General features: G+C 30.3%; 23 protein-coding genes. 2 read left to right on the top strand and 21 right to left on the bottom strand.

Annotation, left to right across the window (positions count from 1 at the left end; genetic code table 11):
* The first annotated feature begins 2 nt into the window (after nt 1-2).
* On the top strand, nt 3-1,292 hold the full coding sequence (locus KPL55_RS07715) for an aspartate aminotransferase family protein (RefSeq protein WP_216306130.1): 1,290 nt from the start codon (nt 3-5) through the stop codon (nt 1,290-1,292).
* 89 nt (nt 1,293-1,381) lie between these two features.
* On the opposite strand, the gene KPL55_RS07710 is transcribed toward KPL55_RS07715, so the two are convergent.
* The 3 genes from KPL55_RS07710 to KPL55_RS07700 form a co-directional block, all read right to left on the bottom strand.
* Nucleotides 1,382-1,747 (bottom strand): hypothetical protein, encoded by a 366-nt coding sequence (locus KPL55_RS07710; protein ID WP_216306129.1) that lies wholly within the window; start codon nt 1,745-1,747, stop codon nt 1,382-1,384.
* Nucleotides 1,748-1,892: 145 nt separating this feature from the next.
* Nucleotides 1,893-2,624, bottom strand: a complete 732-nt coding sequence (locus KPL55_RS07705) for a TIGR03915 family putative DNA repair protein (RefSeq protein ID WP_216306128.1) — start codon at nt 2,622-2,624, stop codon at nt 1,893-1,895.
* The gene (locus KPL55_RS07700; RefSeq protein ID WP_216306127.1) at nt 2,617-3,879 is read right to left on the bottom strand and encodes a putative DNA modification/repair radical SAM protein; all 1,263 of its coding nucleotides are present in this window, start codon (nt 3,877-3,879) and stop codon (nt 2,617-2,619) included. Before KPL55_RS07700 ends, KPL55_RS07705 begins: the two co-directional genes overlap by 8 nt.
* Before the next feature lie 172 nt (nt 3,880-4,051).
* Between KPL55_RS07700 and KPL55_RS07695 the strand changes: the two genes are divergently transcribed.
* Nucleotides 4,052-4,537, top strand: a complete 486-nt coding sequence (locus KPL55_RS07695) for a methylated-DNA--[protein]-cysteine S-methyltransferase (protein WP_216306126.1) — start codon at nt 4,052-4,054, stop codon at nt 4,535-4,537.
* On the opposite strand, the gene KPL55_RS07690 is transcribed toward KPL55_RS07695, so the two are convergent.
* The 18 genes from KPL55_RS07690 to KPL55_RS07605 form a co-directional block, all read right to left on the bottom strand.
* Nucleotides 4,529-4,735, bottom strand: a complete 207-nt coding sequence (locus tag KPL55_RS07690) for a hypothetical protein (RefSeq protein ID WP_216306125.1) — start codon at nt 4,733-4,735, stop codon at nt 4,529-4,531. The two genes, KPL55_RS07695 and KPL55_RS07690, sit on opposite strands and share 9 nt — an antisense overlap.
* 184 nt (nt 4,736-4,919) lie before the next feature.
* Entirely contained in the window at nt 4,920-6,398 is a 1,479-nt protein-coding gene (spoIVA, locus tag KPL55_RS07685; RefSeq protein WP_216306124.1) for a stage IV sporulation protein A, read from the bottom strand.
* A 168-nt stretch (nt 6,399-6,566) separates the two neighbouring features.
* Nucleotides 6,567-7,559, bottom strand: coding sequence for an NAD(P)H-dependent glycerol-3-phosphate dehydrogenase (locus tag KPL55_RS07680; protein WP_216306123.1), 993 nt, complete (start codon nt 7,557-7,559; stop codon nt 6,567-6,569).
* Between the two features lies 1 nt (nt 7,560).
* Nucleotides 7,561-8,877 (bottom strand): ribosome biogenesis GTPase Der, encoded by a 1,317-nt coding sequence (gene der, locus KPL55_RS07675; protein ID WP_216306122.1) that lies wholly within the window; start codon nt 8,875-8,877, stop codon nt 7,561-7,563.
* A gap of 2 nt (nt 8,878-8,879) precedes the next feature.
* The gene (locus KPL55_RS07670; RefSeq protein WP_216306121.1) at nt 8,880-10,214 is read right to left on the bottom strand and encodes a DUF512 domain-containing protein; all 1,335 of its coding nucleotides are present in this window, start codon (nt 10,212-10,214) and stop codon (nt 8,880-8,882) included.
* Nucleotides 10,215-10,529: 315 nt separating this feature from the next.
* Nucleotides 10,530-11,354 carry a substrate-binding domain-containing protein gene (locus tag KPL55_RS07665; RefSeq protein ID WP_216306120.1) on the bottom strand — a complete coding sequence of 275 codons (825 nt, stop codon included), beginning with the start codon at nt 11,352-11,354 and terminating at the stop codon, nt 10,530-10,532.
* Between the two features lie 90 nt (nt 11,355-11,444).
* Nucleotides 11,445-12,101, bottom strand: coding sequence for a phosphate signaling complex protein PhoU (phoU, locus tag KPL55_RS07660; protein ID WP_216306119.1), 657 nt, complete (start codon nt 12,099-12,101; stop codon nt 11,445-11,447).
* Between the two features lie 59 nt (nt 12,102-12,160).
* On the bottom strand, nt 12,161-13,864 hold the full coding sequence (gene pnpS, locus KPL55_RS07655; protein ID WP_216306118.1) for a two-component system histidine kinase PnpS: 1,704 nt from the start codon (nt 13,862-13,864) through the stop codon (nt 12,161-12,163).
* A 2-nt stretch (nt 13,865-13,866) separates the two neighbouring features.
* Entirely contained in the window at nt 13,867-14,562 is a 696-nt protein-coding gene (locus KPL55_RS07650) for a response regulator (protein WP_216306117.1), read from the bottom strand.
* A 146-nt stretch (nt 14,563-14,708) separates the two neighbouring features.
* Nucleotides 14,709-15,164, bottom strand: a complete 456-nt coding sequence (gene nrdR / locus KPL55_RS07645) for a transcriptional regulator NrdR (protein ID WP_216306116.1) — start codon at nt 15,162-15,164, stop codon at nt 14,709-14,711.
* Nucleotides 15,165-15,243: 79 nt separating this feature from the next.
* On the bottom strand, nt 15,244-15,504 hold the full coding sequence (locus KPL55_RS07640; RefSeq protein ID WP_216306115.1) for a YlmC/YmxH family sporulation protein: 261 nt from the start codon (nt 15,502-15,504) through the stop codon (nt 15,244-15,246).
* Nucleotides 15,505-15,690: 186 nt separating this feature from the next.
* Nucleotides 15,691-16,398, bottom strand: a complete 708-nt coding sequence (gene sigE, locus KPL55_RS07635; RefSeq protein WP_216306114.1) for an RNA polymerase sporulation sigma factor SigE — start codon at nt 16,396-16,398, stop codon at nt 15,691-15,693.
* A 56-nt stretch (nt 16,399-16,454) separates the two neighbouring features.
* Nucleotides 16,455-17,261 (bottom strand): sigma-E processing peptidase SpoIIGA, encoded by an 807-nt coding sequence (gene spoIIGA, locus KPL55_RS07630; RefSeq protein ID WP_216306113.1) that lies wholly within the window; start codon nt 17,259-17,261, stop codon nt 16,455-16,457.
* A 286-nt stretch (nt 17,262-17,547) separates the two neighbouring features.
* The gene (ftsZ, locus tag KPL55_RS07625) at nt 17,548-18,645 is read right to left on the bottom strand and encodes a cell division protein FtsZ (RefSeq protein WP_216306112.1); all 1,098 of its coding nucleotides are present in this window, start codon (nt 18,643-18,645) and stop codon (nt 17,548-17,550) included.
* Nucleotides 18,646-18,660: 15 nt separating this feature from the next.
* Nucleotides 18,661-19,914 (bottom strand): cell division protein FtsA, encoded by a 1,254-nt coding sequence (ftsA, locus tag KPL55_RS07620; protein WP_216306111.1) that lies wholly within the window; start codon nt 19,912-19,914, stop codon nt 18,661-18,663.
* 370 nt (nt 19,915-20,284) lie between these two features.
* Entirely contained in the window at nt 20,285-21,340 is a 1,056-nt protein-coding gene (locus tag KPL55_RS07615) for a type IV pilus twitching motility protein PilT (protein WP_216306110.1), read from the bottom strand.
* 92 nt (nt 21,341-21,432) lie between these two features.
* Nucleotides 21,433-22,128 carry an RNA polymerase sporulation sigma factor SigK gene (sigK, locus tag KPL55_RS07610; protein ID WP_246599347.1) on the bottom strand — a complete coding sequence of 232 codons (696 nt, stop codon included), beginning with the start codon at nt 22,126-22,128 and terminating at the stop codon, nt 21,433-21,435.
* Between the two features lie 107 nt (nt 22,129-22,235).
* Nucleotides 22,236-23,951 carry a penicillin-binding transpeptidase domain-containing protein gene (locus tag KPL55_RS07605; RefSeq protein WP_216306108.1) on the bottom strand — a complete coding sequence of 572 codons (1,716 nt, stop codon included), beginning with the start codon at nt 23,949-23,951 and terminating at the stop codon, nt 22,236-22,238.
* Between the last annotated feature and the right edge of the window lie 37 nt (nt 23,952-23,988).

The following is a 23,988-nucleotide window of genomic DNA, read 5'->3' as shown; positions in this document are numbered from 1 at the left end:
CAATGTCTAATTATATAGGTCCTGAAAATATTATTCAAAAGAAAAAAGAGTTTCTTTATCCGTGTACGCAGCATTTCTATAAAAAACCACCACAGATTGTAAAGGGTGAAATGCAGTATTTATTTGATTCAGAAGGTCGCAAATATCTTGACTTTTTTTCAGGAGTTTCTGTTGTTAATTGTGGTCATTGTAATCCTGAAATTCTAAAATCTACAATAACACAACTTAAAACTCTTGAGCATACTAGTACCATATATTTAACTGAACCTATAGTTAAATTGGCACAAAAACTGTCCGGTGTATTACCTGGAGATATTAACCATTCTTTTTTTTGTTGCACAGGTTCAGAAGCTAATGAAGGTGCCCTTTTACTTGCAAGAATTTATACTGGGAGAAATGGGTTTATTTCATTAAGCAATAGTTTACATGGTAGAACTTATTTAACAATGAGCGTTACAGGACTACCTATGTGGAGGGCAGATCCAAAGCTTTCTGATTGTGTTACCTTTGTACCAAATGCTTATAACAAAGATAAAACTCTTGAAGTAGCGGCTAACGAGTCCTTAGAGGCGGTGCAAAGAGTAATAGATATTAAAGGATCAGATATAGCTGCACTAATTGCAGAGCCGCTACAAGGCAATGGTGGTATTATAACTCCACCTCTATGGTACTTTAAAAAATTAAAAGCTATGCTAAATAAAAATGGAATATTACTTATTATAGATGAAGTACAAACGGGTTTTGCAAGAACCGGAAAAATGTTTGCTATAGAGCATTATGATATAATTCCAGATATAATGACAGTAGCAAAAGCACTTGGAAATGGAGTACCTATATCAGCTTTTTGTACTAATAATAAAATTGCAGCATCATTCACTAATGCTTCTGCATCTACCTTAGGTGGTAATCCAGTAGCGGCAAGTACTGCTGTAGCTGTACTTGACTACATTGATAAAAATAATTTAACCACAAATGCCAAAAATCTTGGAATAAAATTAAAAGAAGGTCTTCTTAAGCTTAAAGATAAATACCCAATAATTTATGATGTTAGAGGAATAGGACTTATGATAGGCGTTGAACTAATAAAAGAAAATGGTGAACCTGGAGCGCAGGAGGCTGACTCTATATTAGAGATTCTAAAAGATGAGGGAGTATTTATAGGTAAAAATGGGCTAGATAGAAATGTGCTAGCATTCCAGCCGCCTCTTGTTATTACAGAAGAGGATGTAGCATTTGTTTTAAATAAACTTGATTTAGCTTTATGTAAATCAAATTCTCAATTGAATATATAAATAATTTTTCTAAAAAAAACTAAGTCTTAAATTATAAGACTTAGTTTTTATTTATTATGTACTTGTATTAATAAGAAAAATTATAGATATTACATGTTCCTAGGATCTATATCATTAATCATTTTTACAGGTCCGTTTACGTACCAAGTAGTTTCTTGTTTTTCTACATTATATACTTTTCCAAGTATTTTAGCCTTAGACATAACCCCTGCGAGAGAACCTACGAATGAAGGTGTATTCAATTGTACTTTTTTGACCTTCTTATCAGTATCTATATCTTTAACTATAGGTGCTTTAGGAATAGCATTATTTATTTCTTTACTAGTTTTAGCTGTTTCTTTACTTTTAGCCCCTAATTCTTCTAATGTTTTGTAGATTTTTTCCATCATGTGTTTTTTTCTTTCAATACTTATACTAGGAGTTTCTACTTCTACGTATTCTAGTGATCTCTTCATTTTATCTTTCCTTCCTTTAATTAACAATAACTTATTAATTATCTTCTTTTATATTATATCACGATTATTGATATTTTTAAAACGGATAACTCAAATATAAAAAAAGTGTTCTTTTAGATATGTTATAACTCTTAGTATTAATGCACTATTTCATCTCAATTAAATTATTCCAATATTTCTTTGGCATATGTTGCATTTGTAATTTTTCATTAGTTTTTTCTTTTATAGAAACACTTTTATGGAAAACTTTCCAAAGATTTTGATAAAATAATTCTTCCTCCTCATGACTTTCTAATTTTTCGAATTTTAGATCTTGAAGAATCCATTCATTATCTTCATATAAAATACCTGTTTTTCTGGTTATATCATGGATTATCCATTTCTCATTTGTTAGTCTCGCTTTAAAGTGATTTCCTAATAGTTCTAGAATATTATGAGTGGGCTCAATTGCTGCATACAATATGCCATTAAATTCTTGAAATCTAACCAAACCCAAAAATCTGTGTGCTTCAAGTCCCACCTTTCTAGAATATTTCTGAACTTCATTTACAACTTCATCTGTTAGATAATTATCAATTTTACTTCCAAGCTTGAATCCTAACTGTATATATTTGTATAATTTAAATTCCATGCCAATAGCTTCTGATAAAAATGCCTGATAAATGAGGATCAAACTATCCTTGGATATTTTTTCTATAATAGCATAATGTACCTTCCTTGATTTTATAACATCAGTTACTATATTCATGTCCTCATATAACATATCAATGTTATACTTGTCTATACTCTCTATATTATCAGGAATTTTATTGTAATAACAATCATATACAACACATAAAAACCCATCGAAGCTACCATCATAAATATATCTAAACAAATAAATCACTCCTTAAATTAAACAAACTTATTTGTTGTGGTTTATCGAAACTTTCATGATCTAACAAGTAATTTTTAAGTTTTGAGCTATCCATTGCCTTATCCCCATAAAACTTACCACTGCAAGTTATAAAGAATCTAGCTCTCTTGAGGACTACACCTAGTTTTTTTAAATTGTCATAAGTAAGGTTACAAAGTCTTCTAGATTTTATGATTCTTGTAGCTGATGTAACTCCTATTCCAGGGACTCTAAGTAATATTTCAAAAGGCGTGCTATTTACTTCCACTGGAAATTTCTCTAAATTATTTAATGCCCAAAAGGCTTTAGGATCTAAATCAATATCAAAATTTGGATTCATCTCATCTAGTAATTCGTTTGCCTTAAATCCATAATATCTTAAAAGCCAATCAGCTTGGTACATTCTATGTTCTTTTAGAAGTGGCGGAGTTGTAAAGAGTGCAGGTAGATTTGCATTCTCCATAACTGGAACATAAGCAGAATAATAAACTCTCTTTAGCCCAAAAGTATTGTAAAGTCCTTCGGTTAGACTAATTACACTTAAATCACTCTCATTAGTTGCTCCAACCATTATCTGCGTACTTTGACCACCAGGGGTAAATTTAGGTACCCTGAACCCTTTTTTCTTATGTTCATTGGACTCTATGATACTATGTTTAATAAGTCCCATAGGTCTTAGTATATCCGCTTTATTCTTTTGAGGTGCTAGAAGTTTTAAGCTTTTCTCCGATGGAAGTTCGATATTTACACTCATTCTGTCTGCATAAAGTCCCGCCTCGTAAATGAATCTAGGGTCAGCACCTGGAATGGCTTTCACATGGATATATCCATTAAATTTATGAATCAGTCTTAAATCCTTTATTATTTTAACTAAATTCTCCATAGTGTAATCAGGATTTCTTTCTACCCCTGAACTTAAAAATAAACCTTCAATATAGTTTCTTCTATAAAAATTTATTGTTAAGTCGACTACTTCTTGCGGAGTGAAGCTTGTCCGCTCTAGTTCATTACTAGATCTATTAATACAATATTTACAATCATATATGCACTTATTAGTATACAAAATTTTTAAAAGCGAAATACACCTACCATCTTGTGACCATGAATGGCAAATACCCGATGTTGCTGCATTACCTATGCCATCCTTCGTGTTCTTTCTAGTAGAACCACTGGAAGAACAAGAAGCATCGTATTTTGCTGAATTTGATAATATTTCAAGTTTTCTCATTACATCCATTTAGCTCTCCTCGCAAACGTTTGTTCTTATTTTATCATGATTCTAATAAAAATTAAAGAGTTATTTTATGGAACTAACCATTATAAACGTAAGCTGATTTAGCATAGACAGGATATAAATCTTGTGGTATCTTTTATTTATAGAAATCATGCTATAACATAGGAGGCAATACATGAAAATTGGTTATGATGCTTATAATTCGCCTATTGGACTTATCCATGTAGTTGTCGATGGAATGGGTGTAAGAAAAGTCGAGATTTTTGAAAAAGATTGGATAGAATATAAAGTTAAAAATGACCCTATACCCAAAGATGAAATATTGTGCAAGGAAGTCATATCTCAGCTTGATGAATATTTTAAAGGAAAAAGAAGAAAATTCGATCTGCATTTGTCTATACAAGGTACAGATTTTAGAAAAATGGTATGGAATGCTCTTCAAGATATACCATACGGTGAAACAAGGTGTTATGTTCAAATTGCAGAATATATAGGAAATCCTAAAGCTGCACGTGCAGTAGGTCAAGCTAATAGATGTAATCAATTACCTATAATTATTCCATGTCATAGAGTAATTGGCAAAAGAGGAAATCTAGTAGGATTTGCAGGGAATAGAACCCCTACACAAAAACTACTATTACAAATTGAGGGATCAATCTAAAATTCTTATGAAATACAAACTATTATCTAAAGTGCTCTGTTCACAACTGAATTTAGTTCCACCATCAATTAGTTCAAAGCATACATCTCTTGTGCTATTTATATCGAATATACACATACCCTTTTCATCTAACGATTTCACTGCATCCGGATGAATACCTTCTCTTAATAGACTATTTTTAACTTCATTGTTTAACATTTTCCTGCCTCCATATTACATAAAAAATTAATGTATTTGTTTTAGGTTTTATATCTATATATAATATACTACACTTTATGTGTTTATTAGCCTATTATAATATAAAAAGTCTGCACCCTAAGGTTGCAGACTTTTTATAAGTAGCTTAAAATAAGATAATACTTGGTTTTATGACATTAAAATTCTATAATATAATACAAATTAAACTGCCATTGCCCTCATTTATAATTCGTTGCAAAGTTTTTTGTATTTTTACCTGAACATCGTCAGGCATTTTAAATAATTTGTTTTGAAGGCCTTCTTTAACTAATACTTCTAAGGATTTGCCAAACATATTACTCTGCCAAATTTGAGATTTGTCGTTCTCAAACTGATCCAAAATTGATTTATAGAAATCTTCACTTTGCTTTTCTGTACCCATAATAGGTGATATCTCTGTCTGTATATCTGCTTTAATAAAATGAAGAGAAGGTGCTGAAGCTTTTAGTTTAACACCATATCTACCACCATGTTGTACAATCTCAGGTTCTTCCAAAGTCATTTCTGAAAGCTGTGGTGCTACAAGTCCATAACCTTTTTCTTTAACATCCTTTAAGGCTTCTGCAATTTTATCATATTCTACCTTAGCTCTTGAAAACTCACCCATTAATGTTAATAAATCATTTTCACCTTTTATTTCACAATTACAAGTTTCACCTAGTATTTTGTAAAACAATTCGTGTTTTGGAGTTATATTAACTCTAGCAGTACCTTCACCCATATTCATTTCATCAAGTTTTGCTGAATCTAAAAAATCAACATCTTTAAAACTTAATAGAGATTTATTAATATCCCTGACTTTAAAAATATCCTTGCACATATCTTTTAAGAATTTCATAAAGCTTATTTTTACCCAGTGCTTAGAACTTAAGTTTTCAATCCATTCTGGCATATCTATGTTAATTTCTTTAACTGGAAATTCTTTAAGAACTCTTTGGAATATATTGGATATATCCTCCTCATTCATGTTTATAACGTCCATAATCTGAACTGGAACATCATATTTTTCTTCTAATTCTTTAGCTAAAACTGCAGTTTCAGGAGCTGCTGCATTTTTAGAATTAAGCACCATTATAAATGGTTTATTGATGGATTTAAGTTCATCAACTACCCTTCCTTCAGCTTCTAAATATTCATTTCTTTCAATTCCAGTAATAGAACCATCAGTAGTAATCAAAAGACCAATAGTTGAATGTTCATTTATTACTTTTTTTGTGCCAATCTCAGCGGCTTCTTCAAATGGAATCTCATGGTCATACCAAGGTGTATTTACCATTTTAGGTGATTCACCTTCAGCATATCCTATTGCACCTTTAACAATATATCCGACGCAATCTACCATTCTAACTTTAAATTTAGTTCCACCCTCAAACTCAATCTCAACTGCTTCGTTGGGTACGAATTTAGGTTCAGTTGTATGAATTGATTTACCTGAACCACTTTGAGGAAGTTCGTCTTTTGCTCTTTCTTTTTTATGAGGATTGTCTATGTTTGGAATTACCATAAGCTCCATAAATCTTTTTATAAATGTCGATTTTCCTGTCCTTACTGGACCAACAACACCTACATAAATATCCCCTTGTGTTCTCTCTGCTATATCTTTATATATATCAAAATTGTTCAAGATATACCCTCCCAATACTTATTATTATCAATATAAATATACTTATGAAATCAGTAAATTATTACTACAGTTTAAAAAAATATAAAAAAAACCAATTATTTGTTAATGAATAACAAATAATTGGTTTTTTATTAATAAATTTATGATAATCATGTTTTTAGAATAACGTTAAACTTCGTCCTTTTTATTCCTTGACATTAATTCATGTACTCCGTATTTAGGATCTTTATTCTCAAATAGTACTTTGTATAATACATCTGTAATTGGCATAGAAATATGCAGCTTTTCTTTTAGCTCATAAAAAGCTCTTGTAGCTTTAATTCCTTCAACTACCATTCCTATGTCTTCGCAAGCCTGCTTCATTGGAATACCTTTACCAATCATAATCCCTGCTCTTCTATTCCTGCTGTGCATACTAGTACATGTTACTATAAGATCACCCATACCCGTTAATCCATAGAATGTTTCAGCTTTTCCACCAAGTTTAGTACCTATTTTTATGATTTCACTCATTCCTCTTGTCATAAGTGCAGCCTTTGAATTGTCACCATACCCTATACCATCGGAGACACCTGCAGCTAATGCAATAATGTTTTTAACTGCTCCGCCTATCTCTACTCCAATAATATCTTCATTAGTATAAACTCTGAATTTAGTAGTCATAAAAACATCTTGAACAATTTTTGCGTACTCCATTCTTTTTGATGTAACAACTACTGTAGTAGGGATATCTAAAGCCACTTCTTCTGCATGACTAGGCCCTGAGAGTATTACTATAGGATTATTTGGATTCTCTTCTTCCATAACCTCTGAGATTCTTTTTGATGAATGTTCTTCAATTCCTTTAGCAATACTAACCAGAATTTGATTTTGCTTTAAATGAGGCGATATCATCTTACACAAGTCCCTTATCGCATGGGATGGCACTGCTAAGACAATTATATCGCAATCCTTTGTTGCATTCTCAATGGCTGTAAATGCTGTTACTCCTGCTGGTACGGTAATGCTAGGTAAATATTTAATATTTTCTCTCTTAATGTTAATATCATTAATAACACTAAGTTTTCTGTCCCATATATTAACACTTATTCCTTTTTTGGCAAGCATTATTGATAATGCAGTGCCAAAACTACCACCACCTAAAAAAGCAACTTTTGACATTCTATTCCTTCCTTTCTCTAAATATAAGTTTTATACCTGTTCCTATAAACTCAAAGCTATTTCTTAATTGATTTTCTAAATATCTTTGATAAGAAAAATGAAGTAAATTAGGATTATTTACAAAGAATACAAATGTTGGTGGTTTAGAGTCTACTTGAGTAACATAGAATATTTTAAGTCTCTTATTTGCAACAGTTGGAGGCTCGTTCATAAGGACAGCCTTATTTACAACTTCATTAAGTATGCCTGTAGAAATTCTTTTAGAATAATTTTCATAACATTCTTTTACTGTTGACAACACCTTATGTACTCTTTGACCTGTTTTCGCAGATATAAATAAATAAGGAGCATATGCCATGAAGTTTAAGCCACCTTGTATTCTCTGTTTAAACTCAAGCATAGTTTTTGTATCTTTCTCAATAAGATCCCATTTATTTACTATAACTAAAATAGCTTTTTTCATTTCATGAGCATATCCTATAATTTTCTCATCTTGATCACTTAACTCTTCGGTAGCAGTAAGAATAAGTATAACTACATCGGCTCTTTCAACAGCTGCAAGGGATCTAATAACACTATATCTTTCAATTCCCTCTTCTACTTTACTTTTTCTTCTTATTCCTGCAGTATCTATAAGAATAAATTTGCCTTCCTCAGTTTCTAGTTTACTATCTATTGCATCTCTTGTAGTACCTGCTATATCAGTTACTATATTTCTTTCTTCTCCAAGCAACCTGTTTATAAGTGATGATTTACCAACATTTGGTTTACCAACTACCGCAACTTGAATATATTCTGCATCTTCTGTATTTGAGTAAACACTATCAAAATGTGCTACTACTTCATCTAACATATCTCCAAGTCCAAGGGCTTGTGTTGCGGAAATAGCTATAGGTGTACCAATACCTAAATTATAGAACTCAAACGCATTAGCTTCTAATTCAAGATGATCTATTTTATTTACTACTAGTACAATAGCTTTTTTGCTCTGCCTTAACATTTGTGCAACTTCATAATCTGAACCTGTAAGTCCTTGCTTACCATCTACAATAAATATTATAACATCTGCTGTTTCTATAGCTATTTGTGCCTGTCTTCTCATTTGAGCTAATATAATATCTTGACTTTCAACTTCGATACCACCTGTATCAATTATAGTAAAATTATGTCTAAGCCAATCTGCATCAGCATACACCCTATCTCTTGTTACACCTGGTGTATCCTCAACTATTGATATTCTGTGTCCTGCTAACTTATTAAATAATGTAGATTTACCTACATTAGGTCTTCCAACTATTGCAACTATTGGTTTTGCCATTATTATTCCTCCTGACTATTTTGGTTTATTATATGGATTAAATCTTCTCCAGAATAATCACATATTAAAATTTTTCTTTTTAAACTTTTTTCTAGATCATTAACTGTAATATTATCCAAAAGTATTTGCTGCTCATTATTTCCAGATTCATATCCGCCTTTGATCATATTACTAGGTATAATTAAATACTCTCCTAGCTTTTCATCTGTTAGTTGTTTAATTATATCAGTTCCTGTTAAAAGACCTGCTACAGTTATAGTTTCGCCAAAAAAATTGTTTGTTATTTTTTTTACATCAATATTAATTTTATTATTACATGTTATGATTATTTGCGCTACTTTTAATATTTCTGCATAAGCTGAATGACCTGTTATAAATGTAAAACTTCCTTTAATGTTATGCTTTAGTTCTACTATATCTTTATTAATAACACTTCTAAGTAATCTTATCATCCCAATTCCATCTTCTAACTGAGAATAACCATCATAAAACTTCTCACCAGGAACATCAATATCTGCTATAACATAGAATTCATCAGACAATCTAATAAACGGTGAGTCTATTTCACTTATATATTTTTCTTGTAACTCTTTAACACTTTCTATTTCCTCTGCTGCAGTTTTTTTATCATACAATGTCAAATTAAACAAACCTTCCCTGTATTTTGTTATTCCGATTGGAACAACTGCTACATTTTCAACACTAGGATAAAGTTTATATAAATCCTCTATTGTTTTAATAAGCTCAGATCCATTATTAATACCTGGACAAGAAACCACCTGGCAATTAATTTTAATATCTGCCTTAGCTAGCTTTTGTAGTCTATCATATACATTCCCAGCAAATTTATTGTTCAACATTATTTTTCTTAGCTCAACATCAGTAGTATGAACTGATACATTAATAGGGCTTATTTTATACTTAATAATCCTATCAATATCCTCATCCTTCATATTTGTTAAGGTTACAAAATTACCTTGAAAAAACGATAATCTTGAATCATCATCTTTAAAATATAAAGTTTCTCTCATACCATCAGGTAATTGATCAATAAAACAGAATATACATTTATTATGGCAGCTTTTTGGCTTATCCAAAATGGCATCAACAAATTGAATTCCTAAATCTTCATCATAATCTTTATCAAATTCAATCTCATAAATCTCTCCATCTTTTTTTTCGATTTCTATGGTAAGAAGTTCTTCTGTAATTAAAAATTTATAATCTATAATGTCTATTACTTCGTTACCGTTTATACTAATTAATCTATCTCCTACTTCTAACTCAATTTCTTCTGCAATACTTCCTGGAAGTATTTTAGCTATTTGGTTTTTCATTTTTACCTCCTGCTCAACCATACCCTTTTATCTAAAAGGTTTTATGAGGAATTAGGATTATTATATTAAGATTAAATTCGACATTTAAACATAAAACTCTATAATTTACAAAAATAAATCAGTCTAGAGTATAAATTATAGTATTCCATTAAATATATTACATTAATTAGATACCTAAGTCAACGCAATACGCTCTAAAAGAAGAAAAAAAAGAATATATGACCTATTTTGCGGTTTTTACACAGTTAATAGTAAGCAATTTAAATTAGTCATGTGATTTATTACAGAATAAAAATACCTCCCAAGAAGGAGGTACTAAAATGCTTCTATGCAATATTTTCTTATAATCTTCTTACCATCTTCACTTTTAAAATACTGAAAAATATCTTTTAATTTATCTTGTTTTTCCTCAGTATAAACTATTTTTATTGGAAATCTTAGTGAATAAAGTTGATTATTTAAATTAGATGTTGTAATTTCAACACCACCTAATTTTAAGAACTTACTTTCTTTATTATACCACTGTCCAGGTATAAAACCTATAGCATTCTTGTTTTGAGTAACAAAATTTTTCATCTCTTCAACGCTTGATACATATTGAGTATCTTTGCTCATTTGTTCTTTTATAGGAGTATCCTTTATTTTTGTCTCAAATTCTTGTTCTACTGAATTTGAAATATCTTTAAATGCTACGGGTATTATAGTTTTGGATTCTCCATTTAATGTCTCCCAGTTTAATATGCTACCGGTATATATTTTTTTAAGTTCTTGATTTCCGATGTCTGATACTTTATTGCTATTATTAACTATAATACCTATTCCATCGTAAGCTAACATTTCAGATTTCATGTCCTTGTTATCCTTAATAACATAACCAATTAATAAATCTACATTAGAACTACTTAACGCATCGAAAGCGTTTTCCCTCTGAGTTGATTCTACAGTAACCGTTGTGTCATTATTCAAATTATAATCATGCGCTAAATCACTTACCATTGGCAAGACTGTATCTTCACAAATAATTTTAATACTTTTAGATTGTTTTGCTTTATCTTTTGTATTTTTACTACACCCTGTACTTAGCAGCACAATGCTAATACAAAAAAGCATTAGAAGAATTTTCAAATTTTTTTTATTCATAATCACTACTCCACTACAATATTTTGTATAAATGCATGCATACTCATACTTCTATTATTTTAATTGTAGTTTTTGTAGTTTATCTAAATTCTATTCGTTTAAATTAGTTTTTTCTCCAGTAACTAAATAAATTGTCCATTCACATATGTTTGTTGTATGATCAGCAATTCTCTCTAGCCATTTGCATATGAACAATAATTGGGTAGCTTGATTTATTGTATTTTGATTCTCAATCATTAAATCTAAAAGTTCTTTAAATACTTCCTTGTAGATTTTGTCTACTTCATCATCACGTTTACAAACTGCATATGCAGTTTCAACATCTCCTGCAACATATGCATCTAGAGCATCTTTTATCATTCTAACTACTATTTTTCCCATTATAGGTATATTTATGAGCTGTTTAATATACTTTTCATTTTTTAACCTTAATGTTATTTTGGCAACATCAACTGCATGATCCGCCATTCTTTCAAGATCCGTTACTATTTTTGTAGTGGTAAAAATATTTCTTAAATCGATTGCTAAAGGTTGTTGCATAGCAATTAATTTTATAGCTTTATTTTCTATTTCTCGTTCCATAATGTCAACTATATCATCATTAATAATAATATTTTCAGCTTTTTTTGTGTTTTGAGTGACTAAGGCGTCAATGCAGTCACTAATTTGTTTTTCTACAATACTTCCCATTCTAATTAAATCGTTATGAAGTTCTTGGATGTTAGCTTCAAATACTTTTCTTGCCATATAGATCACCCTCCTTTTAATATTCTCCCAGGACTTTCATGTTACCTAATTCCAGTAATTTAATTAGCATATGGAATTATAACTGTAAAATTACTACCTATTCCCAATTGACTTTCCACATGGATTTTTCCATTGAACTCAAGTACTATATGCTTAACAATTGCAAGTCCTAGCCCCGTGCCACCTTTTGATCTAGAACGGGCCTTATCCAATCTGTAGAACCTTTCAAAAATACGTGGAATTTGCTGCTTGGATATTCCAACTCCGGTGTCCTTGACCCATAAAATGCATTTGTTGCCTTCACTCAGTGTTCCAATTATGACACTATTTCCTGGTTCTGAGTAGTTTATTGCATTATCTACTAGGTTTATTAACATTTGTTTAAATCTATCAGTATCACCTACTAAAGTACCTACATGTTGCTGCTCCGTTGATAAGTGAATCCCTTTTAAATCTGCTGTGTTTTTCATTAAGGTATAGACATCTTCTACAATAACATTAACATTTATTATTTGCTTTTTAACTTTCTTTTGTTGTTCTATATGTGATAGCGTTAGGATATCAGTTATTAATCTAGTTAATCTTTCAGCTTCTTCATTAATTATATTTAAAAACTTATCCCTTGTAGCGGCATCATCAACATACTTTAGAGTTTCTGCAAACCCCTTAATAGATGTTAGAGGCGTTTTTAGTTCATGTGAAACATTAGCAACAAATTGTGTTCTCATATTCTCCAATCTTTTTACTTCTGAAATATCTTGAACAACGGCTACTGTACCTATATGTTCACTTTTATTAATTATGTCTGCGGTTTTAATTCTTAAATCTCTCTCTTTTGGCCAAACTATTTTAATTTCTTTATAATTATTATCGCTTTGACGGAATATATTTTCTAATTCGAAGTTTCTTATATTATCCATAAGATTTAGGCCTATTATATCTTTAGTAATGCCAAAGATTTTTTTAGCATATGGATTAATCATTATCACTCGATTTTTTCTATCCACAGCAATGACACCACTGTCCATACTTTGTAGTATAGCTTCTAATCTATTTTGTTTGTCAGTGACCTCATTTAATGTAAACTCAAGTTTGTCAGCCATCTCATTAAAATTTCTAGCTAGCTCACCTATTTCATCATCTGAAAATGTCCTAACTCTTCTATGGAATTCACCCTTACTAATTCTTGATGTAATAAATGTTAAATTAATTATAGGTTTCACTATAATATATGATAATTTGAGAGAAAACCAAATAGACATTATAGCAGAAAATATTATAGCTAATATGTAAATTTTAAAATATTTACTACTTAGACCATTCACGATTTTAAGAGGCATTGAACTTCTAATTATTGAACCATTACCAAACGTGGTTGCATAATACATCATTTGCTTTTGAGTAGAGTTACTATATCTAGTTGTAAATCCAGTTCCACTTTTTCTCGCTTTTATTATTTCTACCCTTCCATTATGATTATCCATAGTTTCCCCATCCAAAGTTGAATCATAAATAACTTTACCATTTTTATCTACATATGTAACTCTAAGCTCTGATTCGGCCAAATTTTGATTGAAAAATTTATGTATGTCCTTTATATTGTCGCTTTGCAACAAGCTAATAATCATAATGTTATTTTTTTGTAGCTTATCCTTTAGATTCTGTTGATATTCATAATTAAAAATAGATATAATTAATGCAGTTACTACCACGAATATAAAAATTACTGTACTTAATAAATATATTAATAATTTTTTTTTCATAGTTACTCTCCAAAATTAAATCTATATCCTATACCTCTGATAGTTTGGATATAAACCGGATTTTTATCGTCATCTTCGATTTTTTGCCTTAAATGCCTAATATGTACATCTACAGTTCTTGTTTCCCCTACATATTCATAACCCCATATTTTATCTAGCAAGAAGTCTCTAGTCATAACCCTGCCTTTATTCTTTATTAGAATTTGAAGTAGTTCGAATTCTTTTAAAGTTAAATCAATTTTATTTTCACTTTTCATAACCTCATGTTTAGCAAAATCAATAACCAAATTACCAACATTGAATGTCTTTTCGACTACAGGCATGGTACTTCTTCTAAGTATAGCCTTAATTCTCGCAACTAGCTCCCTTACTGAGAATGGCTTTGTAATATAATCGTCTGCTCCGAGTTCCAGTCCAATAATTTTATCTATTTCTTCACCTTTAGCCGTTATCATTATTATTGGCATGTTAGACATAGTAGCATCCTTTCTGATTTCCTTGCAAACATCTAACCCATCCATTCCAGGTAACATTAAATCTAAAAGCATTATTTGTGGTAATTGTTCTTTGGCAATTTTTATAGCATCTATACCGTTACCGGTACATATAACCTTATATCCACTTTTCTCTAAATTGAATTTTATTAACTCTTGTATATGTTCTTCATCATCAACTACCAATATTTTTTCCTCAGCCATATTAACCCCTCCATATTTTTCCTCAAAATATATTTTCTAAATCAATATTCATTTCATAACTAATAATAATATTACTATAAATATCTTCACTAGTAAACTCTTCTATTAGTTCTTTTCTAAGTTAAATAAAAAATGCCAAAAGGGTTTTACTCCTTTGACATCAACTTTCTTATCTCTTCCATAAAAGTATTAATATCTTTGAACTGCCTATAAACTGAAGCAAACCTCACATAAGAGACCTCATCTACATTTTTTAGTTTGTTCATGATAATTTCTCCTATATAATCTGACTTTACTTCTGTAAGCATTTCATTATTCAACTGTTTTTCTACTTGATCACAAATGGCTTCCATTTGCACTCTTGAAACCGGCCTCTTTTGACATGCCTTCATAAGACCATTTAATATTTTAGTTCTATCAAAATATTCTCTATTAAAATCTTTCTTCATTACTAAAATAGGGACATCTTCCACTTTTTCATAAGTAGTATATCTTTTAAAACAACTTAGGCACTCTCTTCTTCTTCTTGTTGCGATATTATCATCTGTCGACCTAGAGTCAACTACTTTACTCTCTTCACAGCTACAATATGGACATTTCAATGGTAGTCACGCCCTTTTCCTAGTATAGTTAGCAATTATAATAACATTATACACTTTTCTTATAAATTAAAATAGATTCTTATTCATTTTCCATAATTACATCACTACCATCTACTAGAATAACATCTACACCGATTTTTTTTACTTTTTCCCAGGGGATTTCTAAACTATTATTTTTATTGAACCAATTAGACTTTTGGGTTGGAAGTACTATGGAAATAATTCTATATTCCTCACAATCAACTTTTAAATCTTTTATATATCCCATCTTTGAACCTGAATTTATATCAATAATTTCCATCTGTCTTAAGTTATTTATTGCAAACATTAAGCTTTCCATTTTTTTAACCTCCGATAATATTTTTTAATGTACCTTATGCTTTATACTATTTATATTCAGAAATCGCTTTAAATATTATAATTATAATATTTTTCTTTTTTTATGAAAATAACAAAAGGGTCCATAAAGGACCCCCACACATTTTTAGATTATATTTATTTAATGCGTATTTATAAAAATCAAACTCTAAACCATCTTATTTATTTCTTTTTGCAATCTCTTTATTATCCTTTTTTCAAGTCTTGAAATATATGATTGTGATATTCCAAGTATATCAGCCACTTCTTTTTGTGTTTTTTCTGTTGTTCCATTTAATCCAAATCTTAATTGTACAATTTCTTTTTCTCTTGAATTTAAACGTTGCATAGCAAGAAAAAGCAACTGTTTATCTACATCCTCTTCAATAATATTGTAAACCACATCATTATCTGTACCAATAATATCTGAAAGCAACAACTCATTACCGTCCCAATCAACATTTAAGGGCTCATAAAGAGAAATTTCCGTTTTAATTTTACTGTTTCTTCTAAGATACATTAAAATTTCGTTTTCAATACATCGTGAAGCATATGTAGCTAGCTTAATTTTTTTTTCAGGATCAAAGGTATTAACTGCTTTTATAAGACCTATCGTTCCTACAGAAATCAAATCTTCAACATTTATTCCTGTATTTTCAAACTTCCTTGCTATATACACTACGAGCCTTAAATTTCTTTCAATTAAAGTAGCTCTTACTTTTTTATCACCAGTATCTAATTTAAATACTAGTTCTTCTTCTTCATCCCTAGTTAAAGGAGGTGGAAGCGCATCATTCCCTCCTATATAAAACAAATTATTTGAAAATAATTTGAATTTGACAAATAACTTATTTAGCATAACTTTAAAATTAAACATAATTTCCTCCTTATCTATGCTAATTACATATACTATTTATTTTATACAAAGGCTATTTAACTTAGTATGCCTCTAGACATTAGTCCATTATAGTCATTATCTTTGCTTAATTTATACTCACAAAAGGCTATAATTACATCTCTTGTTTCAATGTTTTTTTTATCAATATGAATATTAATATACTCAGGTTTAAAGCCTTTAAATTTACTGCTTGTTCCATTTACTACTGTATATGGGATGAGGAATGTGTTGTTTTTCTCTGTTATAATATCCCCTAAAACATCACGTTCGACTATTAATACTGGTAAATTTGTAGCAGGTTCGCGGAGTTCATTTCCGGTATCTAAAAATGCCTTAATAGTTTTTTTATAATTTTTATTAACAATATCAATAGTGTATATCAATGTTGATATTTTTTTTCTATCGCCAATAAAAATCATTATTCGATATATCAATATATAAATTACCATTATTGAAAGCATTAATTTTTCATAAGGAAAATCAATTATAATTAAATTTAATGACATATTGTTACTATTATTCATTTGAATAAATAAACACATTCCTGCTAAAAGGATTGAATATAATAAAAAGATTAAAGAAGCCTTAATAGTAAATAAAATATTCTTCTCTCTAAAAACAATTACAATCATAACAATCATTATCAAAATTTTAAAAGGTAAATATGTTAAGTATTTAAGTTTTGGATACACTACTGTTAAAACATATAAGCTTCCTACAAAACTTGAAATACACATCCACATAAGTTTTACTTTTTTTCTTAATGTTTGGACCGTAACATGTAATACGAAAAGATTGACTATAAAATTTACGAATATTAGAACATCTACATATACTATCACTTGCCCTTCCTCCTTTAAATTATTATATAACTTATTCAATTAAAATTTTGTCATTTTTTACCACGGATTTTTATTTTTATTCTTCCATAAAACGTCACTAGCTTCCATATTATTTTAAATAACAACCCAATAAAAAAAAGGCATACGACCTATAAATTCATTACGTTAACAATCCACTTTATAATGGCTTTAGATAACGTAATTGCATCTCAGAGATAATATGTCCAATAAACAATAAAAATGGTCCTGAACGCAAATAAAGTGCCAAAAGGCACTTTATTACTTCTTACTTACTTTGTCTTCTTAAAAATGCTGGAATTTCTAAATCTGAATCTGTATCTTCAAAGTCCTTAGTATAAGCAACTTCTTCAATTGGTTTAACCATGTCTTTAGCTTTAGTCATTATCGGAGTTTTATGTTTCATCACGTTATCACTTTCAAATCCAGTTGCAATAACTGTTATCCTTATTTCATCTTTTAAGTCTTCGTCTATAACTGCACCGAATATAATATTAGCATCTGGATCTGCGGCACCTTGTACAATCTCTGCTGCTTCATTTATTTCAAGTAATCCTAAATCCATTCCACCAGTAATGTTTAATAGAACGCCTGTAGCACCAACAATTGATGTTTCAAGTAATGGACTTGAAATAGCTTGTTTTGCTGCTTCTTGAGCTCTATTATCTCCTGATGCTCTACCAACACCCATATGTGCTAGACCTTTTGCAAGCATAATAGTTCTCACATCTGCAAAATCTAGATTTACTAGACCAGGTATTGTAATTAAATCAGATATACCTTGTATACCTTGTCTTAAAACATCATCTGCCATCTTGAAAGAATCCATTAATGTAGTTTTTTTATCAACCATGGTTAACAATCTTTCATTTGGAATTGTGACTAGAGTATCTACGGTTTCCTTAAGTGTCTTTATTCCTATTTCAGCATTAATCATTCTTTTTCTGCCTTCAAAAGGGAATGGTTTAGTAACTACGCCTACAGTAAGTATTCCCATTGATTTAGCAATTTCTGCAACCACGGGTGCAGCACCAGTACCTGTACCGCCTCCCATTCCTGCAGTAATAAACACCATATCTGCTCCCTTTATTGCTTGGGAGATTTCTTCTTTACTTTCCTCTGCTGCTTTCATACCAATTTCTGGATTAGCTCCTGCTCCGAGTCCTTTAGTTAGTTTATCACCTATTTGAATTTTTTGAACAGCATGAGAAAGAATTAAAGCCTGTTTATCTGTATTTATAGCTATAAACTCTACGTTTTTAAGACCTTCCATTATCATCCTGTTTATAGCATTGTTTCCTCCGCCACCACACCCAATTACTTTAATTTGAGCAAATTCTTGAATATCAACATCAAAATCTAGCACAACAATACCTCCTTTTTAGAAAAAATCCGCAAAAAAACCCTTGACTTTTGATGCAAATTTATTTTTTCCATTTATATTTTGGTTTTTTGACCATTTGTTATCATGTAATAATTCATCTGATTCTTCAAATATACTATTACTAGTTTTAAAATTATTAACTGCTTGAAGCACTATTCCCACCGCTGTAACATATAGTGGACTTGCTGCCCCTACATACTCGGGAGAACCAATTCTTACTGGGTTACTTAATATTTCTTTACTTAATTCGTTAGTACCTCTGAATAAAGACAATCCACCACCAACTATAACTACACCAGATATTTCTTTATAAAACCCACTATTTAGCAAGTTTCTTTTAATTAAATGTAACAATTCTTCTACTCTAGCATGAATGATATCAATTAACAAACTGTTATCAATCTCCATTGAATTATCATAAGAGTCTTTAACTCTAATTTTTATTTGGTCTTCTTCTTTAGATTTAACTAAAGTTCCGAATTTAAGTTTTAATCGTTCACCTTCACTGAAAGGGACTTTAAGACAAACTGATATATCATTGGTGATACTATCTCCACCTAACTGAATTAGAGAAGTATGTTTTAATTTCCCGCTTTTGTAAATAGATATATCAATTGTTTGCGCTCCAACATCTACGAGGGCTATGCCCATATCCTTCTCTTCTTTCCTAAGTACAGCCTCAGATATAGCTGACGGCCCAAGTACTATTCCATTAACTTTAATTCCAGCTCTTTTAACGCTTTTAAGTAAATTACTAACTACTGTGGATTGTGCCATTACTACTTGTCCTTCAACTTCAAGCCTTATACCACTCATTCCTCTAGGATCCTTAATGTTGTTATATCCATCAACTATATATTGTTCAGGTTCAACACCTACTATTTCTTTATCGGATGGAACTGAGATAAGTTTAGCCGCTTCTATAACTCTGTCCACGTCACTTTGTTTTATTTCTCTGTCTTCAGAAGATATCGCAATCATTCCAGTATTCCTAACTAGTTCACAAATACCTCCAGGCAGTGATATATATGCCTCACTTATTTGCATGTCTGTCATACGTTCTAATTGTGTTATACATTGTTTTATAGCTTCAGCTGTACTATCAATATCAATCACAACTGATTTATTTAAACCACTACATACTACTGATGTAATGCCTATAATCTGAAGTTTTCCATTACTACTAACTTTACCAACTGCTCCACATATTTTTGATGATCCTAAATCGATTCCTACTATTTGTTCATTCATTAAGTTTATCCCCCCTCGCACGAGAAACCTTAAGTTTATATATTCAACAAAAAAATAAATTTCCCTCTTATTTAAATCATTTTTTTAAATATTTATTATAAATTTAAATATAATCAAATTTAATTACATTTGATTGTATAGTTACAGAGACATATAAACTTAATTTCAAATTAGTATAACACATTAATTTAATGATGTTAAAAAGCTAACTTGTCCTTCTAGACTAAGTATAATAGCAATATATAGAAAAAGCAATATTATATGCTAAGTAAATTCATCCAAATAGTGCTATTTTTATTTTAATTAAAATAAAAATGAAGTTAAAAGCCGTAATTATTTCATGCTTTTAACTTCATTTGCTAATTATTTACTAAAGCGATAACATTCTTACCATCATTTCATTGTCAACTGAGTAAGTCATTGCTTCATCTTTAGATATGATACCTTTTTTATATAACTCTGCAATAGACATGTCCATAGTCTTCATACCGTATTTACCACCAGTTTGGACGCAAGACTGTAGTTGATGTGTTTTACCTTCACGAATAAGGTTTTGAATAGCTGGAGTTGATATCATTACCTCAAGCGCAGCAACTCGTCCAACTTCGTCTAACTTTGGTATTAATTGCTGAGAAACTATTCCCTGCATTACCGCAGCTAATTGAACTTTAATTTGCTGCTGTTGATATGGTGGGAAAACATCAACTATTCTGTCTACTGTTTTTGCAGCCCCTATAGTATGTAGAGTAGAAAAAACCAAATGCCCGGTTTCAGCTGCAGTAATAGCAATAGAGATTGTTTCAAGATCTCTCATTTCACCTACTAATATAACATCTGGATCTTCTCTAAGGATCGCTCTTAAAGCATTTTTATAGTTTTTACTGTCTTTACCAATTTCTCTTTGGTTAATAATAGATTTATTGTGTTTGTGCAAATATTCGATTGGATCCTCAAGGGTTATAATATTACATGCTCTAGTTGAATTTATTTCATTAACCATAGCAGCTAGAGTTGTACTTTTACCACTACCTGTAGGCCCAGTTACCAAAACTAGTCCCCTTTGCCTTGTCGTTAGAGCTCTAACAACTTCTGGGAGCTCAAGTTCTTTAAGGGTAGGTATTTTAAGCGCAACTGCTCTTATTGCTATAGTGTCGCTTCCCCTTTGTTTATAAACATTAACTCTAAATCTGCCAAGACCACCAATGGAATAAGATGTGTCAATTTCTCCGACTTCAAAATATTCTTTATAAGAATCCCCTAAAATTTCTTTTGAATAGATTTCTGTATCTAAGGGTGTTAATTTCTCTTTCCCTAGTTGTATTAGATGTCCACTAACTCTAATAATAGGTACTGATCCAACTGTCAGGTGCAAATCTGATGCATTTTTAATGGTTGTTTTTTCTAGTAGTTCACTAAGAGGTATCATTATTGGGCCCCCTGTTCTTTTATCTTTATTCCACCGTGTGGTGTACAATGTATAATTATAACATAGTTATTACAATTTACTAGAAATATTTATCAGTTTATATTAGAACTGTTTAATTCCTTTTTAAGTTTCTTTAATGCTCTCTTTTCAATTCTCGAAACATATGACCTAGAAATCCCTAAAATCAGCGCAATTTCCCTTTGCGTTCGTGGATTACCATCAAGTAATCCATATCGCATCTGAATTATCATTTTTTCTCTAGCCATTAGTGATACATTTATTTTATTATAAAGTTTTTTAATTTGTATTTTACTCTCAACTATATCAATAATGGAATCTTCATCACTACTTAATACATCCATAAGGGAGATTTCATTTCCCTCTTTATCGATACCAATAGGGTCCTGCAGATATACTTCCCCTTTTGTTTTCTTATTGTTTCGAATAAGCATGAGTATCTCGTTTTCTATGCACCTTGCAGCATATGTGGCAAGTCTTGTTCCTTTATTTGCATCAAATGAATCAATGGCTTTAATAAGCCCTACAGTCCCAATAGATATTAAGTCATCTACATCCTTGCCTGGATAAGAATATTTTTTTACAATATGTGCAACTAGTCTTAAATTTCGTTCAACTAATACGCCTTTAGCTAGCAAATCGCCTCCAGCAAGTTTTATTAAATAGGATTTTTCTTCTTCTTCACTTAATGGCTGAGGAAATGAACTACTACCAGTTATATAAGCTGTTAAAAATGTAATGTTTCCAATCATATCTAATAAACAATTCATGAAAAACACAGATGTTCCTCCTAATAGAGCTTATTAATATAATATGATTTATTTTATTGAAAGTGCATGTACATAGAAATTAATTAATTTTATTTTTAACATATTAATCACTCCATAGATTTAAGTACATTAATAACCTTTTTGAAAATTGGAGCTGCAGTATCTCCACCACCTTGGCTTCCTATACCTTCCTTTTGTCCCAAATCTATGTTTTTTACAAAAACAACCATAGAAAAATTTATGTTTTTTATTGTGAAGAAACCAACAAACCAGCCATCAGAACCTTTTTTTTTATCCTCTTCATACTCAGTAGTACCTGTTTTTCCGCCGATATTCATACCTTGTATTTTAGTTTGGACTCCTGTACCATTATTTACTACATCTAACATATCACTTTTTACTTCTTGGGCAGTTTCAGTTTTTAAGACTCTCGAAGATTTAGGAGTAATATTTTCGACTACTACGTTATTATCATTTATGTATGCATCTACTATGCTTGGCTGTACATATATCCCATCATTAATGATAGTACTTGGAATACTAAGAGCTTCTAAAGGGGTTATTCTCATCTTCTGCCCTATTGATGTTTGATGTATAACATCTTTTTCACTTGACAAACTAACATCTCCATCAAATTTACCGCTTTCTTCTTGCTGAAGATTTAATACTTTGCTTAACATTCCTTGCTTTCTTGCGTACTCATACATATTTTCAAAACCTATTTTGTAACCTATTTGAGCAAATATGTTGTTTAAAGAATCTCGCAAAGCTTCTCCAACTGTAAATTGTGTCCTACCCTTGTAGTTATGAGTATCTCCCTTGAATAATGCAGGGTTTACTGTAGTTATTTCGTTATTTGTTATTAAATTCATATCTAACCCGGCTTGTTCCACAATAACTTTAAAAATAGACCCTGGCAAAGCACCATTTGTACCTGGCTGTCCCATATTTATATTAGATTCATTATCGTTTTTTTGTGACATTGCTCTTATCTTTCCACTACCGCTTTCCATAAGGATAACACCAATTTGACCATATTTTTCATATTCCTTATCATGAAGGATATCCTCGATTTTAGCTTGTATTTCTTTATTTATGGTAAGTCTTACATTAACATTATTTTTAGGCTTAATAATCGTACCATCAGCTATTTCACCATTAACCCCTTTAGAAAACCTGATTTTTGTCAATTTATTGTTTTTGGTTTTAGCAATTAACTGCATTTCTAAAGAATTATCACTTTTGGATACGGATTTATATAACCCGCCACCAACATTTTTATTATATTTTGTATTAATTAATACATTTTCAATTTTCCAATTTTCATTATTGACTATATCGTTGGATTTGAAAGCATAAAACCCTTTTACCTTTTTTATATCCTTAAGCTTATTATAAGTAACTTCATCAATTTTATATCTTAGTTTATCTCCGGAGCCAGTTCCTTTTATTTTTTCTAAATCATAGTTTTTATTATAGTTTCTTAAAGTAATAATCAAAGCTTGCATGTCGTATTTGCTTGTATATTCATTAAATCTTAAATAATCTACTGGATCAATAATTGCATAATAGTTAATAACATGATTTAAAAGATCTTCTCCATTGCAATCAGTTAACTTATATCTTAGACCATATGTTTCATCAATTGTATATTGAGCATTAAACATAGATTTAAGTGGCGAAGATTTAAAATACATGTAATTTGCTATTCTCCAAACTAATAAACAAAATAATAGTATAAATATAAACATAATTATCCATAATCTTTTCTTAACTTCACTTTTTTGAATTGAGTTACCAAATATGTTATTTCTATTATACATAAAACACCTCACCTAGACTAATTCTCGCCTAAAATGA

Source organism: Clostridium lacusfryxellense, from assembly GCF_018861735.1.
Classification (GTDB): domain Bacteria; phylum Bacillota; class Clostridia; order Clostridiales; family Clostridiaceae; genus Clostridium_AD; species Clostridium_AD lacusfryxellense.
The sequence above is the reverse complement of the archived record's forward strand: the minus strand, read 5'-3'. Positions and strand labels throughout refer to the sequence as shown.